This window comes from Cellulomonas fulva (genome assembly GCF_018531375.1).
GTDB classification, from domain to species: Bacteria; Actinomycetota; Actinomycetes; order Actinomycetales; family Cellulomonadaceae; genus Cellulomonas; species Cellulomonas fulva.
The window spans coordinates 998,559-1,014,769 of sequence record NZ_JAHBOH010000001.1 but is presented as its reverse complement, the minus strand read 5'-3'; the positions used below and the strand labels follow the sequence as shown (position 1 = coordinate 1,014,769).

Sequence of the window (16,211 nt, the reverse complement as noted above, 5' to 3'; positions counted from 1 at the left end):
GCACCGCACTGACGACCTCGAGCGACGGGCGGGTCGACCCGGGCCGGACCTGGTCAGCCCTCGTCGGGGCGCGCCTCGTGGCCGCGGCGTCCGTGCGTGCGCTCGCGCTCCTTGAGCTGCGCCTCGTACACGTGCCGCCGGCCGCCCAGCGTGGCCTCCCGCACGCGACGCTCGGCGTCGGCGAACTCGCGGTAGTAGCCGTCGTCGAAGTCCTCGACGACCTGGAACGTCCAGCGCCCCTCGAGCACGTTCCGGCCGACGACGGCCGCGCGCAGGTCGTCGGCGAGGTCCGCGCGCCCGGCGGCCTCGAGCTGGTCGAGCGCCTCCGCCAGCTCCTTGTCCGCACGTCCGACGAGCCGGTGGAACGCGTAGAGCATGCCGCGGGCGTGCTCGATCACCTCGAACGCCGCCGTCACGCCGCCCACGGCCTCGACGAGGTCGTCGGGCACGCCGGGGGGCACGCGGTGCGGGGCGTCGGGTCCGTCGGGCGCAGCGGTCATGACCCGATCGTCGTGCCGGCGGCGGCGTGGCGCACGGCGAACGGCTCGGTCCCCGACCCGGGCCCCGGCCCGGGTCGTCCGAGGTCTCGGCGGCCTCGGTCAGTGGTGCAACGAGAGCTTGAGGACGATCATCGCGACGCCGAGCAGGCAGCACAGCGCGGTGGAAAGCACGAGCCGGAGCCCGCGCATGCCGCTGCGCACACCCATCCGCCAGCCGACGACCCCCAGCAGCACCACGTTCACCGCGAGCGCGACGTCGATCGCCGTCCCGGGCTCGACGTCGAGGACCGCCTCGACCAGCAGCACCGCCGCGGGGATCGCGCACGCCGTCACGAGCGGCAGGCCGTCGGTCATCACCTCACGCGCCTCGTGGCTGGTCAGCGCGCGGCGCACCACCGTCCGCGCCGCGACCCAGTGCGCGTAGGTCTCCGCGACCCAGTACACGAGGAGGGTGCCCGCGAGCAGCGCGGCGACCCGCACCAGGCCGAGGTCGGTGGGCGCGGCCGCGAGGACCGAGCCGGTGATCACCAGCCCGTAGAGGTGCGCGGCGCGGCGCCGGTGCGACTCGCCCGCCGTCTCGGCCATCTGCCGATCCTGGCACGCGGCGGTGGCGCCCGGGAGACCCGCGGTCCGCACGTCCGGCCCGCCGGGACCTTTCCTGCCAGGCTGGGCGCGTGACCGAGCTGCTCGTGGTGACCGTGACGGCGCTGCTGGCGATCGCGGCGGCGACCGTGGTGGCGCCGCGCCTGGGCGTCGCCGCGCCGCTGATGCTCGTCGCGGTGGGCGTCGGCGCCAGCTTCCTGCCCGTGTTCGCGTCCGCGCGCGTGGAGCCCGAGTGGATCCTCGAGGGCGTCCTGCCGCCGCTGCTCTACTCCGCGGCGGTGTCCATGCCGGCCACCAGCTTCCGCCGGGAGTTCGGGGCGATCAGCGGGCTGTCGGTCGTGCTCGTCGTGCTCAGCTCGCTGGTGCTGGGCCTGTTCTTCATGGTCGCGATCCCCGACCTGGGGTTCGCCTGGGGTGCCGCGCTCGGTGCCGTCGTGAGCCCGACGGACGCCGTCGCGACCTCGATCCTCAAGCAGCAGCCGTCGGTGTCCCGACGGGTCGTCGCGATGCTCGACGGCGAGAGCCTGCTCAACGACGCGAGCGCCCTCGTGCTCCTGCGCACCGCGATCGTCGCGACCGCCGCGTCGTTCTCGTTCTGGGGCGTCGTCGGCCGGTTCTCCTACTCGGTGGTCGTCGCGGTCGTCGTCGGCTTCGCGGTGGGGCGGCTCAACCTGCTCGTCCGCCGGCGCGTGACCGACCCGGCCGTCAACACCGTCATCTCCTTCACCGTGCCGTTCCTGGCGGCCGTGCCGGCGGAGCTGCTCGAGGCGTCCGGGCTGGTCGCCGCGGTCGTCGCCGGGCTGGTCACCGGGATCCGCGCGCCGCGCGAGCTCTCCCCGCAGAACCGGCTCTCGGACACGCAGAACTGGCGCATGGCCGAGCTGGTCCTCGAGGGCGCCGTGTTCCTCACCATGGGCCTGCAGATCAAGGCGATCGTGACGAGCGTCGAGGACGACCACGCGGGCGTCGGCCCCGCGGTGCTCGTGGCGGCCGGGGCGCTGGTGCTGACCGTGCTGGTCCGCGCGGCGTACGTCGCGCCGCTGCTCGGCGTGCTCGCCCGCCGCTCCCAGCGCTCCGAGCGGCTGCAGGAGCGGCTCGAGGAGATGCAGTCGACGATGCAGACCACGGCCGGGAAGCAGAAGACGCTGGAGGAGCTCAACGCGCGGCGCGGCCACCGGGTGACCGAGCGGGACCTCGAGCGGTTCGCCGTGCGGATCACGCGCGGGCTCGCCGACCTCGACTACTTCCGGCGCCAGCCGCTCGGGTGGCGGGAGGGGACCGTCGTGGTGTGGGCCGGCATGCGCGGCGCGGTCACGGTCGCGGCCGCCCAGACGCTCCCCGAGGACACGCCCCAGCGATCCGTGCTCGTGCTCGTCGCCTTCGTCGTCGCCGCGCTCTCCCTGGCGGTCCAGGGCGGCACGATCGGGCCGCTGGTCGGGCTCCTGCGCACCCCGGCGGACCCGGCCGCGGCCGCGGAGGAGGCCGACGCGGAGCGCACCCGGCTCTTCGCGCTGCTGCGGTCGGCGAGCGAGGCCATCCCCGAGCCGGACGTGCCGGCCGGCGCGTCCCGCCAGGAGCGGTTCGTCGCCGCGGGCGTCCACCGGCGGCGGGTGATCGCCGCGCAGCGCGCCGCCCTCCTCGACGCGCGCGACGACGGCACGTTCGACGCGGACGTGCTCGCCAGCGCCCTGGCCACGCTGGACGCCGACGAGATCGCGATGTCCATGCGGGGCGAGCTCGCGTCCTGACCCCGGTCCGCGACGCGCCGGTCAGGGCACGCGGTACCCCGCCGCGCGGAACAGCTCGTACCACTGCGCGCGCGAGAGCGTGAGGTCCGAGCCCGCGGCCGCCGCGGCCACGCGCGCGGGGGTCGTCGTGCCCAGCACCACCTGCGTCCGGCCCGGGATCCGGGTGATCCACGCCGTCGCGATCGCCTCCGGGGTGACGCCGTGCTCGTCGGCCAGCCGGTCGACCACCGCGTTCAGCTCGGGGTAGCGGTCGTCGCCCAGGAACACGCCGTCGAAGAAGCCGGCCTGGAACGGCGACCACGCCTGGACCGCGATGTCGTGGAGCCGGCAGAAGTCCAGCAGGCCGCCGCCGTCGCGGACGGTGGACTGGCCCTCGGCCTGCATGTTCGCCGCGACGCCCTGCGCGACGAGCGGCGCGTGCGTGATCGAGAGCTGCACCTGGTTGGCGACGAGCGGCTGCCGCACGTGCTTCGTCAGCAGCTCGATCTGGCGGGGGGTGTGGTTGGAGACGCCGAACGCCCGGACCTTGCCCGCCGCGTGCAGCTCGTCGAACGCGCGCGCGACCTCCTCCGGCTCGACGAGCGCGTCCGGCCGGTGCAGCAGCAGCACGTCGATCCGGTCGGTGCCGAGCGCCCGCAGCGACCCCTCGACGGACTCCACCAGGTGCTCGTAGGAGAAGTCGAAGTACGGGCCGTCGCGCACGATCCCGGCCTTGGTCTGTATCGTCAGCTCGTCGCGCTGCGCGGGCGTGAGCGCCATCGCCTCGGCGAACCGCCGCTCGCACTGGTGCAGCTCGCTGCCGTAGACGTCCGCGTGGTCCAGGAAGTCGATCCCGGCGTCCCGTGCCGTGCGGACCAGCTCGCGGATCTCGTCGTCGGACTTCTCCGTGATCCGCATGAGCCCGAGCACCACCTCGGGCGCCTCGATGTCGGTCCCGGCCAGGGTGAAGGTCTTCATCGGTCATCCTTCGCTGCGCTCCGTGCACGCGCCACCGCGTGCTTCGCCCACGCTAGGCGCGGCGCGGCCCGACCGCCCGGGCAGGCCGCGTCGGTCGGGTGACGGCGTGTTCCCGTGCGCCGGCTCGTCGGGCACGATGCCGGCATGACCAGCGCGCCGCTCGACCCCGCCGGGCTCGACCGCGTACACGCGGCCGGGCTCGACGACGTCCCCGCGGTGCAGGCGTTCGGCGAGCAGCACGTGCCGCCGCACTACACCCCGCTCGTCGGGGCGGAGGCCGCGGCCGAGCAGGTGCGACGGTGGTGGGGCCGCGAGTACCTCACCCGCGCCGCCGCGGCGGGCCAGCTCGTGCTGGCCTCGTCGGACGGCTCGCTCGTCGGGGTGGCGCAGAGCGGCGCCCGGGACGGCGATGCCGTCGTCTACAAGCTCTACGTGCACCCCGGGTGGCGGGGGCGCGGCGTCGGGCGGCTGCTGCTCGGCGCCCTGGTCGACCGGCTCCCGCCGGGCGCCGACCGGCTGTGGGTCGAGCACGTCGCCGCGAACGAGCGGGCGGGCGCGTTCTACGAGCGCGAGGGCTTCGTCGTCGACCGCGTCGACGCCGGCGCGACGGGCGACCCGGCGCGCGCCCAGGTGTGGCGCGTCCGCCCGGTCGCCGCACCCGCCCCGCGCACGGGACGTCCGGACTGACATCCGGGCTGCCGTCGGGCTCGGCGGCCGGCTCCGCGGTGCGCCCGGACGTCTCACCGCCGTACTACCCTCGCCCGGTGCGCCGCGCCCTCCGCATCCTCGCCGTCGTCCTCGTCGTGCTCGTGCTCCTCGGTGTCGGGGCGTACTGGTACGAGCGACCGATGCTGCTCACCGGCACCGGCTACGCCGCGCACAACGCGTGCGCCGTCACCACGGTCGCCGGGCGCGACGACCCGGCCGACGACCTGCCGGACAACCCGCTGGTCCCGGTCCTGAAGGTGGCGACGTCGGAGGAGTCGGCGTCCGCCTCGGTGCTCGGGCTGCTCGCGCGGCAGAAGGCCTGGTCGACGCCGGGCTTCGGGTGCACGCTCGCCGACGAGCGACCGGACCTCCCGGAGCCGACCGCGGTGACCGCGAACGCGCTCACGGACGCCCCGGCGCCCGTCGCCGACCCCGCCGTGCAGGCGGCGCTCGACGCCGCCTTCGGCACCGACCTGGACGACGAGGCGCGCGCGGCGCTCGGGACGCGCGCTGTCGTCGTGCTGCACGACGGCGAGCTGGTCGCCGAGCAGTACGCCGACGGGTTCGACGCCACCACCCCGCAGCTCGGCTGGTCGATGACCAAGAGCGTCGCGAACCTGGTGGTGGGGCGGCTGGTCCAGGCCGGCGACGTGTCGCTCGACGACGACCACCTGCGGCCGCAGTGGACCGACGTGCGAGCGGACATCACCGTGCGCGACCTGCTGGGCATGACCAGCGGCCTGGCCTGGGACGAGACGTACGAGCTCGGCACCCCCATCACGCGGATGCTGTACGACGAGCCGGACATGGGCGCGTTCGTCGCGTCGCAGGAGCCGGCGCACGAGCCGGGCACCTACCTGCAGTACTCGAGCGGCAGCACCACGCTGCTGTGCGCGATCCTGGCCGAGGACCACGGCGGCGCGAACCTGGTCCGCGACCAGGTGTTCGCGCCGCTCGGCCTGTCCAGCGCCGTCCTCGAGCCGGACGCCGCGGGCACGCCCGTGTGCAGCTCCTACCAGTGGGCCACCGCGCGCGACTGGGCGACGATCGGCCAGCTCGCGCTGCAGGACGGCGTCTGGGAGGGCGAGCGCCTGCTGCCCGAGGGCTGGATGCGCGAGTCGACGACGGCGGTCGACGTCGCGGAGACCGAGGAGCAGGGCTACGCGCTCGGCTGGTGGGTCAACACCATGCCCGACGGCTCCCTGGTGCACCCCGAGCTCCCCGCCGACGCGTACTTCGCCGAGGGCCACGACGGCCAGTCGATCACGATCGTGCCGTCGCGCGGGCTCGTCGTCGTCCGGCTCGGGTTCACCCCGGAGGCCGACGACCGCGCGACCGCCCTGGCCGCGCACCTCGTCGGCATCGTGGACGCCACGCCGACCCTTGAGTGACCGCCGCCCGTACGCTCGACCCGTGCCGTCCCCCTCGCCCCTTCCGGCGCGTCACGGGCTCGCCGCCGCGCGGCTGCGGAGCCCGGACCGCGTCCGCTCGGCGCCCGACCCGTGGCCGACGATGGGGGCGTGGCTGCGGCACCGGCTCCCCACGCACGTCGACGTCGCGGCGATGCTCGAGGAGGGCCGGTTCGTCGACGAGGACGGCCGTCCCGTTCGCGACGACGACGCCTACGCGCCGGCGCGGCACGTGTGGTTCCACCGCGAGCTGCGCGACGAGCCCATCGTGCCCGGGCAGATCCACGTCGTGCACCGGGACGAGCGCCTCGTCGTCGTGGACAAGCCGCCGTTCCTGGCGACGATCCCCCGCGGCGGGCACGTCATGCAGAGCGTCGTCGTGCGGCTGCGCGCGGAGCTGGGCCTGCCCGACCTGTCCCCGCTGCACCGGCTCGACCGTGTGACGTCCGGGCTGCTGATGCTCGCGACCGAGCGCCGCTGGCGCGGGCCGTACCAGACGGCGTTCGAGCGCCGCGCGGTCGCCAAGACCTACCGCGCGCTCGCCCCGCGGCGCGACGACCTGGCGCTCCCGCTCGTCGTGCGCAACCACATCCACAAGGAACGCGGCAGGGTCCAGGCCGAGGTGGTGCCGGACGCGCCGGTCAACGCGGAGACGCTCGTCGAGCTCGAGTCGGTGCACGGCGAGCACGCGGTGTACCGGCTGTCCCCGCGCACCGGCCGCACGCACCAGCTCCGCCTGCACCTCGCGGGTCTGGGGATCCCGATCGTCGGCGACCCGCTCTACCCGGTCGAGCGCGACGTCGCCGTCGACGACTTCCGCCGCCCGCTGCAGCTCCTGGCCGCCGAGGTCGCGTTCACCGACCCGGTCGACGGGCTCGAGCGCGCGTTCCGCAGCGTCCGCACGCTGCCGCTCGCCCCCGAGCCCGCCGACGCGGCGGGTCGGGACGGTTAGCGCGGCACGACGACCGCGCTGCGCCGGGTGAGCGTGAGGAACCCGCTGCGGGTCGCGGTCACCGTGACGGTGAGCTTGTGGCCGCGGTCGGCCGTGCGCACCACGTAATTCTGCGTGGTCGCGCCGCTGATCGCCTTACCGCCGCGGAACCATTGGTAGGTGTAGGCCGTCGGCGCGGGCGTCCAGGCACCACGCTTCACGACGAGCGTGCCGCCCACCCGAGCTGTGCCCGAGATCGTGGGCTTGGGCGCAGCGGTGAACTCGCGGAGCACGGTCGTCTTGGCCGAGTGCCGCACGGTGCTCCGATAGCCCGCGCGTGAGGCGGTCACGGCGACCGAGATCTTGCGACCCTGGTCCGCCGTGGTCAGCAGGTACGTGCTCGAGGTCGCCCCGGTGATGACCTTGCCGTTGCGGAACCACCGGTACGTGACCGTGGTCGGTGCGGCCACCCACGTGCCGCGCTTGGCGGTCAGCCGGTAGCCCGCCCGCGCGGTCCCGGTGATCGTCGGCGTCGGCGCCGTCGTGAACTCCCGCAGCGGCACGGCGACGGCAGCGGACACGCGGCTCGCGGCGACGTAGCCCGCGTGCGTGGCGGTGACGCGCACGGAGATCCGGGTGCCGCCGTCGGTCTCGGCGACGAGGTAGCTCGGGCCGTCCGCACCCGCGATCTCCGCCCCATTGCGCAGCCACTGGTAGCCGAACGTCTCCGGCGTGGGCGACCAGTCGCCGGTCGTGGCCGTCAGGGTGGCCCCGGTCGTCGTCGCCCCGGAGATCGTGGGTGTCGGCACGTGCGCGAACGAGCGCGGCACGTCGACGCCTGCCGACGTCGCGGACCGCGCGACGAACGACGCGCGGGAGCCGACGACGCGCACGGAGACGGTCGCTCCCTCGTCGGACGCCGTGAGGGTGTAGGTGGCGGCCGACGCGCCCGCGATCGCCGCGCCGTCGCGGAGCCACTGGTACTCGAACGTGGCCGCCGGGGTCCAGGCCGGGACCGTCACGGTCAGCGTCGAGCCTCGCCGGACGTCGCCGTTCACGACCGGGGCGGGCGTCGCGTCGAAGAAGCCGGGGACCTGGACCTGGGCGGACGCCGTGGCGTCGGCGAAGCCCGAGCGGCTGACGACGGCCTGCGCGCGCAGCGTCGCGAGGCTGTCCTCGCGAGTGACGACGTAGCTCGACGAGACCGCGCCGGGGATCGCGGTGCCGTCGCGGAGCCAGCGGTACCGGACGTCGCTCGCCACAGGCGTGGTGCCGCTCACCGACGCGGTCAGCGTGCCGCCGAGCTGCGGACTGCCGGCGACGGCGACCGTCCCGGCCGTGGTGAAGGTCCGGAGCACGGTGACCGGGGCGGAGGCGACGGTGACCTGCGGCCGGTCGCCGCGGCTCGCGAACACGTGGCACCGCAGCTGCTGCCCGGCGTCCGCCGCCTGGACCGTGTACGTCGGCTGGTACCCGACCGGCCGCGCCCCGCGACGCCACTCGACGCCGATGACCGATGGCGTCGGCGCCCACGTCCCCGTGGCGCACGTGAGGGTGGAGCCCACCGCGCGGCCGCCCGTGACGCTCGGTACGCCGACGGTCGTGAACGTGTCGCGGATCGTCACGAAGGTCGAGTGCACGTCGGCCGACGCGATGCCCGGCGCGAGGCCCTTGACCGTGACGTGGATTCCGGTGTCGACGTCGGCCGCCTGGACCGTGTACGTCTTGCTCGTCGCGCCGGGGATCTGCGAGCCGTTGCGGTACCACCGGTAGGTGAAGGACGTCGCCGCCGGGGTCCAGGCCGTCGTCATCGCGGTCAGCGTCCCGCCGACCACCGGCGAGCCGGTGAGCTCGGGCTTGGGCCTGAGGGTGAACTCGTCGGTCACGGGCGACACCGCGAGCGTCGCATCCACGCCGGTCGCGTTCCCCGCGGTCACGTCGACCCCCTCGCGGGTCACCGTCGCGAGCTCGGGCGTGACCTGCGCGCCCGTCGCGGGGTCGGTGTACCAGGCTCCCGCCACGTCCACCGGGTACACGCGCGGGTACAGCCCGGCCACGGTGTACCGCCCGGTGTCCGGGTCCACCATCGCGGTGTTCCCGATGAAGCCGCCGGTGCCGTCCACCCACGCCGAGACCTTCACGCCGCGCAGCCACTCCGGGTCGGCGCCCTCGCCGAGCGCGACGGTGCCCGAGATCGTCCGGCCCCACGGCAGCGCGAGCGTCAGCCCGGTGAGGTCCCCGCCCGTCACGTCGAGCACGCCGCGGGACCCGAAGTAGTCGACGGTGTCGAAGCACGCGTTCAGCACGTTGTACGGCTTCGCCAGGTTCCCGGCGGCGTCGAAGTAGGCGCTGGTGTACGCGCACACGTGGTACTTCCCGGGGGCGAGACTGCCGATCGAGAACGCGCCCGTCGTCGTGACGTCCACCGTGCGGTAGTCCTGCGTCCCCGCCGGCGCGTACATCACGGCGAGCGCGTCGAGCGCCGCCTCCTCGGGGCCGCCGGGGAGCGTCACGACGCCCGAGATCGTCTGGCCGGCGGCCGCCGCCGTCGTCGCGGCAGGGACGATCCCCGCCACCGCGAGCGCCAGGCCCGCGACCGTCCCCGTGACTGCCCTCAGGCGTCGCATCCGTCGTCGTCCCCTCGTCGCGCGTGTCGGGCAGTGTCCGCTTATGTGACGTTCTGTACCCCTGGTCCGCCGGACCGTACCGCATGCGCGCACCCACGCTGGTAGCGCTCTCACCTGGCAAACGCCCAGGTCGGCGCGGTGTCGCCCGACCGGCGGCACGACGAGCGCCCGCCGTCACCCTGGTGGGTGAGCCCGGTCAGCGGTCGGCGGACTGCTCGAGCGACGCCTGCAGCGCGCGCAGCCGCCGCTGGGTGCGGCGGTACGGGGCGGATCCCGGGGCTGACCGGTCATGAGGCACGGGCGACGTCCCGGGCCCCGGGGTTGTGGAGGACGGCCGGCGCCGTGTCGGCGCCGGCCGCGTCCGGTCGAGGCGCAGCACGCCCGGGGGCGCTCGACCGCGAGCGGTGGTAGACCGGATCTCACCGGCTCAGCCGTGCGAAGGAGGCTCCCATGGGATCGTCCAGGAGGTCACGCTCGCTGGTGGCGCTCGCCGCCGCCGTCGCGCTCGCGCTCGGGGGTGTGGCGCCCGCCGCGGCTCGTCCGGGGCACCCCGGGAACGGTGAGAAGACCCCGGTCGCCACCGGCGCCGGAGGGGCGGTCAGCACGGTCGACGCCGACGCGACGCGGGTCGGCCTCGACGTGCTGCGCCGGGGCGGGAACGCGGTCGACGCCGCCGTGGCCGCGGCGGCGACGCTCGGGGTCACCGAGCCGTACTCGTCGGGCATCGGTGGGGGCGGCTACTTCGTCTACTACGACGCGGCGCGTGGACAGGTCCACACGATCGACGGTCGCGAGACCGCACCGAGGGCGATGCAGAGCGACGCGTTCGTCGAGGAGGGGGTACCGATCCCGTTCGCGGACGCCGTGACCTCGGGGCTGTCGGTCGGCGTGCCCGGGACGCCGCGGACGTGGGAGACCGCGCTCGACCGATGGGGAACCCTCGACCTGCGCTCCGCACTGCGCGGCGCCACGCGGGTGGCGCGCGTCGGGTTCGTCGTCGACCAGACCTTCGTGGACCAGACGGCCGCGAACAGCGCGCGGTTCTCGCAGTTCCGGTCCTCCTCCGACCTGTTCCTGCCGCGCGGCGCGCCGCCTGCCGTCGGCTCGGTGTTCCGCAACCGCGACCTCGCCGCCACCTACGACCTGCTCGCCCGGCACGGAGCCGACGCGCTCTACTCAGGCCGACTCGCCCGCGACATCGTCCGCACCGTGCAGGAGCCGCCGGTGCGCCGGCACAGCACGCTCGTCGTGCGACCAGGGCTCCTCGAGCTGGGCGACCTCGCCGCCTACCGGACGCGGCTGCGGACTCCGACGCACGTGTCCTACCGCGGTCTCGACGTGTACGGGATGGCACCGTCGTCGTCCGGCGGCTCGACCGTCGGCGAGGCGCTGAACATCCTCGAGGCCCGGACGGGTGGCCCGTTCGACACGACGCAGACCCTGCACGGGTACCTCGAGGCGAGCGCGCTGGCGTTCGCCGACCGCAACCGGTACGTCGGCGACCCGGCGTTCGTCGACGTCCCGCTCGCGGAGCTGACGTCCGACGAGCTCGCGGCGCAGCGCGCCTGCCTGATCGATCCGACGAGGGCCCTGACCAAGCCGGTCGCGCCGGGTGTGCCCGGCGACGACGACGAGGCGTGCGCGACGACCGCGGTCGGGAGCCAGGGCAACGACGGGCAGTCGACCACGCACCTCACGACGGCGGACCGCTGGGGCAACGTCGTCGCGTACACGCTCACGATCGAGTCCACGGGCGGGAACGGGATCGTCGTCCCGGGCCGGGGATTCCTGCTGAACAACGAGCTCACGGACTTCAGCTTCACCGACACGCAGGGCGGTCAGGACCCGAACCTGCCGGGCCCCGGCAAGCGGCCGCGGAGCTCGATGGCGCCGACGATGGTCCTCGCCGACGGGTCACCCTTCCTCGCGCTGGGCTCCCCCGGCGGGTCGACGATCATCACGACGGTGCTGCAGATCCTGGTCAACCGCCTCGACCTGGGCATGGACCTGCCCGATGCGATCGCGGCGCCCCGTGCCACGCAGCGCAACACCGCGGCGGTGCAGGCCGAGCCCGGCTTCGACCGGACGGCGTTGCAGGCTCTGGGTCACACGTTCGTCGACAACCCGGAGATCGGGGCGGCCACCGCGATCGAGTTCCTCCCGGACGGGTCCCTGCTCGCCGTCGCCGAGCCCACCCGGCGCGGAGGTGGGAGCGCAGGCGTGGTGCGCGGCCGCTGAGCCCGACCGGTCACCGCGCGCCCCCTCGTCGTGCGTCCGGGTGCACCACAGCGTCGCCGACCGTACGGTCGGGGCGTGCCCCGTCCCGTGCCGCTCCCACCCGGACCCGGGCAGGAGTCCGTGTGGGACTACCCGCGCCCTCCGCGCGTCGAGACGTGCACCGCCGAGCTGGTGATCGAGCTCGGCGGCCAGGTGGTCGCCCGGACGTCGTCCGCGTGGCGCGTGCTCGAGACCAGCCACCCCCCGACGTACTACCTGCCCCGCTCGGCGTTCGCCGACGGCTCGCTCCGCGCCGCCGACGGCACGTCCTGGTGCGAGTGGAAGGGGCAGGCGACCTACCTCGACGTCCTCGGCGGACAGGCCGTGGCGCCGCGCGCCGGGTGGACGTACCCCCGGCCTGCCACCGGCTACGAGGTGCTCGCCGGTGCCGTCGCCGTGATGCCCGGCGCGATGGACCGCTGCACCGTCGACGGGGAGGTCGTGCGCGCCCAGGACGGCGGCTTCTACGGCGGTTGGATCACGTCCGGCGTCGTCGGCCCGTTCAAGGGCCCGCCCGGCACCCTGGGCTGGTGAGGGTCCGCCCACCCGGGGAGACGTCGGATCAGGCCAGCAGCGCGAGGTCGCGGCGGACGTAGCGCAGGTGCGCCCACTCCTCCTCGAGGATCACCCGGACGCAGTCGCCGACCGTGGGGTGCCAGTCGCTGCCCCACGGGTCGTCGCGCTCCTCGGCGAGCAGCTCCGGGGTGGCCGTGGCCAGGAAGTCGGTGACCTGCTGCTGCCGCTCGGCCCGCACCGCGACGATCTCGTCGAACGTGGGCTCGTCCGTACGGAAGACCGACATGTCGAAGCCCATCTCGGCGGCGCCGGTGAAGATCTGGCCGATCTCGTGGAACGGCTGCTTCTCGCGGCGGATGCCGCCGCCGAGCCACGCGTCCGTCGCGAGCACCAGGTGCCGCAGCGTCTGCGCCAGCGACCACTCGTCCTCGACGCGCGCGTCCCGCAGCTCCGCCGGCGTGTCCTCGACGGTCTCCTGCCATGCGGCCCGCACCGCGACCCAGCCCTCCCGCAGCCCTTCGGGTGTCTGCGCCTTCTGCAGCTCCCGGCCCGGGAACTGCCGGTTCAGCTCGGCCTCGACGAACGGCACGACGTCGACGCCGTTCACGACGAGGCTGCCGAAGAACAGGTCGTGGCTGTCGATGTCGAGCCCGTCCACGTCGACGCCCCGCATCGTCACGCCGCTGACGTCGGAGAAGCGCATCGTCGCGCCCTTCAGGCTCGCCCGGATGAACTGCGCGCCCTCGAACTCCTTGGTGCCCCGGTAGGTCGTCATCGCCCCATCATCGCGACGGAACCTCTGCCTTGCCAGGGCGTTGTGGGTCCCGGGAGCGGGGTGGCGGCCCCGACGACCCGGCTTGCCATCGGACAAGAGTGAATGTACAGTCACTCACATGACCAGCACGAGCCTCTCCACCGCGGAGCTCCGCAAGCCCGTCGTCGCGGCGGCAGCCGTCCGGGAGTTCGCCCGGGGCGGGTACCACGGCGCCACCATCGCGGACGTGGCTCGCGCGGCGCAGATCTCCCCCGCCTACGTCATCAAGCTGTTCCCCGCGAAGGAGCGTCTGTTCGTCACGGCCCTCGAGACGTGCTTCGACCGCGTCGTCGAGGCGCTCGCCTCCGGCGCGGACCGGGCCGTGGACCAGTCTCCCGACGGGATCCTCGAGGCGATGGGCGACGCGTACGCGCACCTCATCGCCGACCGCACGCTGCTCATGCTGCAGGTCCACGCGCAGTCGGTCGCCGATCTCCCCGAGATCGGGGCCGCGCTGCGCGCGGGGCTGCAGCAGGTCGTCGAGTTCGCACAGAACCGGTCCGGCGCCTCCGACGAGGCGGTGCAGCGGTTCATCGCCTACGGCCAGCTCTGCCATCTCATCGTCACCGCGCAGGTCGACGACCTGCCGGAGGCCTGGGCGCAGCTGCTGACCCTGGGGATCCGGCACCCCGAGTGAGCCGGATCGCCCGATCCAGCCAGTCTTGACCGCAGTGAGTGGACAGTCACTCCCCACCGAAAGGATCCACCATGTCGACCATCACTACTCCCGAGACGATCGACGAGGCCGCGGCAGTCGTCGTCCGTCGCGAGGTGCGGATCGCCGCGCCTGTCGACCTCGTCTGGCGCCTGCACACCGACATCGCTCGCTGGCCGGCGTGGCAGACGGACATCGAGGCCGCGCAGCTCGACGAGCCGCTCCGCGCCGGCACCACCTTCACCTGGCGCACCCACGGGCTCGAGGTCGCCTCGACGGTCCACGCCGTCGACGCCCCCCGCCGGATCCTCTGGGGCGGACCCGCGCAGGGCATCGACGGTCTCCACGAGTGGACCTTCACGGCCGACGGCGACGCGACGATCGTCCGCACCGCCGAGTCCTGGGACGGCGACCCCGTCCGCGCGGACTCCGACAACCTGCGCACCGCGCTCGAGTCCTCGCTCGGCGCCTGGCTGGAGCTCATGCGCGTGACGGCCGAGACGAAGGCCGCGAAGCGCGCGGCCCGGTCGCGCCGGCGGCGGCGCGCCAAGCTGCTGGCCTGGAGCTCGCTGGGGCTCTCCGCCCTCTTCGTGCTGGCCGAGCCGTTGCTGCTCGTCCCCCTCGTCGGGTTCGTGCTCGCACTGAGCCTGTGGGACTGACCGAAGAGCACCGGACCGAGCCGCACGGCACCGTGCGGTCGCCGCGGCCGCACGCACGCAGGGAGGGAGGTGACGAGATGACGAACGAGCGCACCATGCGCTGGGCGGCCCTGGCCCCCCTCGCCCTGATGGTCCTGGCCATGTTCATGGCGTGGGACTGAGCCGAGTGAGTGACCGATCACCTACTGAAGAGAAGAGCACGCACATGACCGAGCACAACCGGCGCTGGACCGCCGAGAAGACGGCGTGGTGGTCGACCTTCGGCGCCCTCGTCCTCGTCGCCGTCGCCATCCTCAGCCTCTGGGACTGACCACCCCGCCGGGTGCGTCCCACCTCTCGAAAGGAGCACGACCATGAGCCAGACCCTCGCCGCCCGTCCTGAGGTGGTCGCACCCGGCGCTCCCCGGAGCGAGCACCGCTGGTGGGCCCTCGCGGTGCTCGCCCTCGCGCAGTTCCTCGTCGTCCTCGACGCCTCGATCGTCAACATCGCCCTGCCGTCCATCGGTGCCCAGCTGCGTCTCGAGGAGGGTGCGCTCAGCTGGGTGATCACCGCGTACGTCCTGCCCTTCGGCGGGCTGCTCCTGCTGGGCGGTCGTCTGGCCGACCGCTACGGGCACCGCCGCCTCTTCCTCGTCGGCACCGCCGGCTTCGTCGCGGCGTCGGCACTCGCCGGCCTCGCGACCAGCGGCGGCATGCTGCTCGGTGCCCGGGCGCTGCAGGGCGCGTCCGCTGCCCTCCTCGCCCCCTCGTCCCTGGCGCTCGTCACCCAGCTCTTCACCGCCGCCCGGGACCGGTCGCGCGCCCTCGGCATCTGGGGCGCCGTCGCCGGGGTGGGCAGCGCCGCGGGCGTCCTGCTGGGTGGCGTGCTGACCGGCGCGCTCGGCTGGGAGGCCGTGTTCTTCGTCAACGTCCCCGTGGGTGCCGTCGTGCTCGTGGCGCTGCCGTTCCTCGTCGCGAAGGACCGTCCTGCGACAGCCGCCCCGCTGGACGTGCCGGGTGCGACCACGATCACCGGTGGGCTCGTCGCCGTCGTCGCTGCGCTCTCGGCGGGCGAGCGTCTCGGTTTCACGCACCCCCTGACCCTCGGGCTCGCCGCGGCAGCCGCAGCCCTGCTCACCGTGTTCGTGCTGGTCGAGCGCCGGAGCAGCTCGCCGCTGGTGCCCTTCTCCGTCTTCGCGGACCGGGCCCTGACCGTCGGCAACGTCGTCATGCTGCTCGTGGGCGCGGCGACCACCGCCCTGTTCTTCGCGCTCTCGGTGTTCATGCAGGCGGTCCTCGGCTACGACGCCCTCGCGGCCGGGCTGAGCCAGCTCCCGCTGGCCGGCGTGCTCGTGGTCGTCGCCGGTGGCGTGCCGGCCGTGATCGCGAAGACCGGGGTGCGGCGCACGCTCGTCGGGTCCCTGGCGCTGCTGGCCGCAGGCCTCGCCTGGTTCGGCGCGGTGCCGTCGGACGCGACCCTGCTGGCCGACCTCCTCGGCCCGTCCCTGCTCGTCGGCATCGGTCTGGGCGGCGCATTCGTCGCCGGGACCCAGCTCTCGGTCCACGGCGCGGACGAGGGCGAGTCCGGGCTGGCAGGCGGCCTCGTGAATACCAGCCAGCAGGTCGGCGGCGCGCTCGGGCTGGCGGTGCTGGCGACCGTCGCCGCCACCCGCACCCAGTCGCTCGTCGAGTCCGGCGCTGCCGTGCCCGAGGCGCTCACGTCGGGCTTCGCGGCGGCGTTCGTGGGCGCCGCGGTGCTTGCCGCCGTGGCGGCGGGCGTGGCCTGGCGCTTCGCGCCGCGAGGCTGAGCCCGACGAGCGGGCGGGCG

General features: G+C 74.4%; 16 protein-coding genes. 11 read left to right on the top strand and 5 right to left on the bottom strand.

All coding sequences use genetic code 11. From position 1 onward, the window contains the following. Window positions 1-53: 53 nt before the first annotated feature. Both KIN34_RS04455 and KIN34_RS04450 read right to left on the bottom strand, forming a co-directional pair. Window positions 54-500, bottom strand: coding sequence for a hypothetical protein (locus tag KIN34_RS04455; RefSeq protein WP_214347247.1), 447 nt, complete (start codon window positions 498-500; stop codon window positions 54-56). Between the two features lie 99 nt (window positions 501-599). Next, the gene (locus tag KIN34_RS04450) at window positions 600-1,085 is read right to left on the bottom strand and encodes a hypothetical protein (protein WP_214347244.1); all 486 of its coding nucleotides are present in this window, start codon (window positions 1,083-1,085) and stop codon (window positions 600-602) included. 89 nt (window positions 1,086-1,174) lie between these two features. Here KIN34_RS04450 and KIN34_RS04445 point away from each other — a divergent pair, with 89 nt between their 5' ends. Then, window positions 1,175-2,851, top strand: coding sequence for a cation:proton antiporter (locus KIN34_RS04445; RefSeq protein WP_214347241.1), 1,677 nt, complete (start codon window positions 1,175-1,177; stop codon window positions 2,849-2,851). Window positions 2,852-2,872: 21 nt separating this feature from the next. Here KIN34_RS04445 and KIN34_RS04440 read toward each other — a convergent pair whose 3' ends face one another. Next, a complete protein-coding gene (locus KIN34_RS04440; RefSeq protein WP_214347233.1) occupies window positions 2,873-3,808 on the bottom strand; it encodes an aldo/keto reductase in 936 nt (311 codons plus the stop codon). Window positions 3,809-3,952: 144 nt separating this feature from the next. Between KIN34_RS04440 and KIN34_RS04435 the strand changes: the two genes are divergently transcribed. From KIN34_RS04435 to KIN34_RS04425, 3 genes are all read left to right on the top strand, one after another. After that, window positions 3,953-4,495, top strand: a complete 543-nt coding sequence (locus KIN34_RS04435; protein ID WP_214347230.1) for a GNAT family N-acetyltransferase — start codon at window positions 3,953-3,955, stop codon at window positions 4,493-4,495. 77 nt (window positions 4,496-4,572) lie between these two features. Further along, complete coding sequence (locus KIN34_RS04430; protein ID WP_307858088.1) at window positions 4,573-5,907, top strand: serine hydrolase domain-containing protein; 1,335 nt, start codon at window positions 4,573-4,575, stop codon at window positions 5,905-5,907. Between the two features lie 22 nt (window positions 5,908-5,929). Next, the gene (locus KIN34_RS04425) at window positions 5,930-6,877 is read left to right on the top strand and encodes a pseudouridine synthase (protein WP_214347227.1); all 948 of its coding nucleotides are present in this window, start codon (window positions 5,930-5,932) and stop codon (window positions 6,875-6,877) included. Here the strand turns inward: KIN34_RS04425 and KIN34_RS04420 are convergent. Further along, window positions 6,874-9,483: a hypothetical protein gene (locus KIN34_RS04420; RefSeq protein ID WP_214347224.1), complete on the bottom strand. Its 2,610-nt coding sequence runs from the start codon at window positions 9,481-9,483 to the stop codon at window positions 6,874-6,876. The two genes, KIN34_RS04425 and KIN34_RS04420, sit on opposite strands and share 4 nt — an antisense overlap. A gap of 450 nt (window positions 9,484-9,933) precedes the next feature. Between KIN34_RS04420 and ggt the strand changes: the two genes are divergently transcribed. Continuing rightward, window positions 9,934-11,721 (top strand): gamma-glutamyltransferase, encoded by a 1,788-nt coding sequence (gene ggt, locus KIN34_RS04415; RefSeq protein ID WP_214347220.1) that lies wholly within the window; start codon window positions 9,934-9,936, stop codon window positions 11,719-11,721. A gap of 75 nt (window positions 11,722-11,796) precedes the next feature. Next, entirely contained in the window at window positions 11,797-12,294 is a 498-nt protein-coding gene (locus tag KIN34_RS04410; protein WP_214347217.1) for a DUF427 domain-containing protein, read from the top strand. A 28-nt stretch (window positions 12,295-12,322) separates the two neighbouring features. Here the strand turns inward: KIN34_RS04410 and KIN34_RS04405 are convergent, their stop codons facing one another. Then, window positions 12,323-13,051 carry a DinB family protein gene (locus KIN34_RS04405; protein ID WP_214347209.1) on the bottom strand — a complete coding sequence of 243 codons (729 nt, stop codon included), beginning with the start codon at window positions 13,049-13,051 and terminating at the stop codon, window positions 12,323-12,325. Window positions 13,052-13,169: 118 nt separating this feature from the next. Between KIN34_RS04405 and KIN34_RS04400 the strand changes: the two genes are divergently transcribed. The 5 genes from KIN34_RS04400 to KIN34_RS04380 all read left to right on the top strand — a co-directional run bounded on the left by KIN34_RS04400 (window position 13,170) and on the right by KIN34_RS04380 (window position 16,191). Next, entirely contained in the window at window positions 13,170-13,727 is a 558-nt protein-coding gene (locus KIN34_RS04400; RefSeq protein ID WP_214347206.1) for a TetR/AcrR family transcriptional regulator, read from the top strand. Window positions 13,728-13,798: 71 nt separating this feature from the next. Next, window positions 13,799-14,404, top strand: a complete 606-nt coding sequence (locus tag KIN34_RS04395) for an SRPBCC family protein (RefSeq protein ID WP_214347204.1) — start codon at window positions 13,799-13,801, stop codon at window positions 14,402-14,404. Next, a complete protein-coding gene (locus tag KIN34_RS04390) occupies window positions 14,395-14,565 on the top strand; it encodes a hypothetical protein (protein ID WP_214347201.1) in 171 nt (56 codons plus the stop codon). Before KIN34_RS04395 ends, KIN34_RS04390 begins: the two co-directional genes overlap by 10 nt. A gap of 44 nt (window positions 14,566-14,609) precedes the next feature. Beyond that, complete coding sequence (locus KIN34_RS04385) at window positions 14,610-14,714, top strand: emp24/gp25L/p24 family protein (RefSeq protein ID WP_214347198.1); 105 nt, start codon at window positions 14,610-14,612, stop codon at window positions 14,712-14,714. Window positions 14,715-14,757: 43 nt separating this feature from the next. Then, window positions 14,758-16,191 carry an MFS transporter gene (locus tag KIN34_RS04380; RefSeq protein WP_214347195.1) on the top strand — a complete coding sequence of 478 codons (1,434 nt, stop codon included), beginning with the start codon at window positions 14,758-14,760 and terminating at the stop codon, window positions 16,189-16,191. Window positions 16,192-16,211 lie beyond the last annotated feature (20 nt).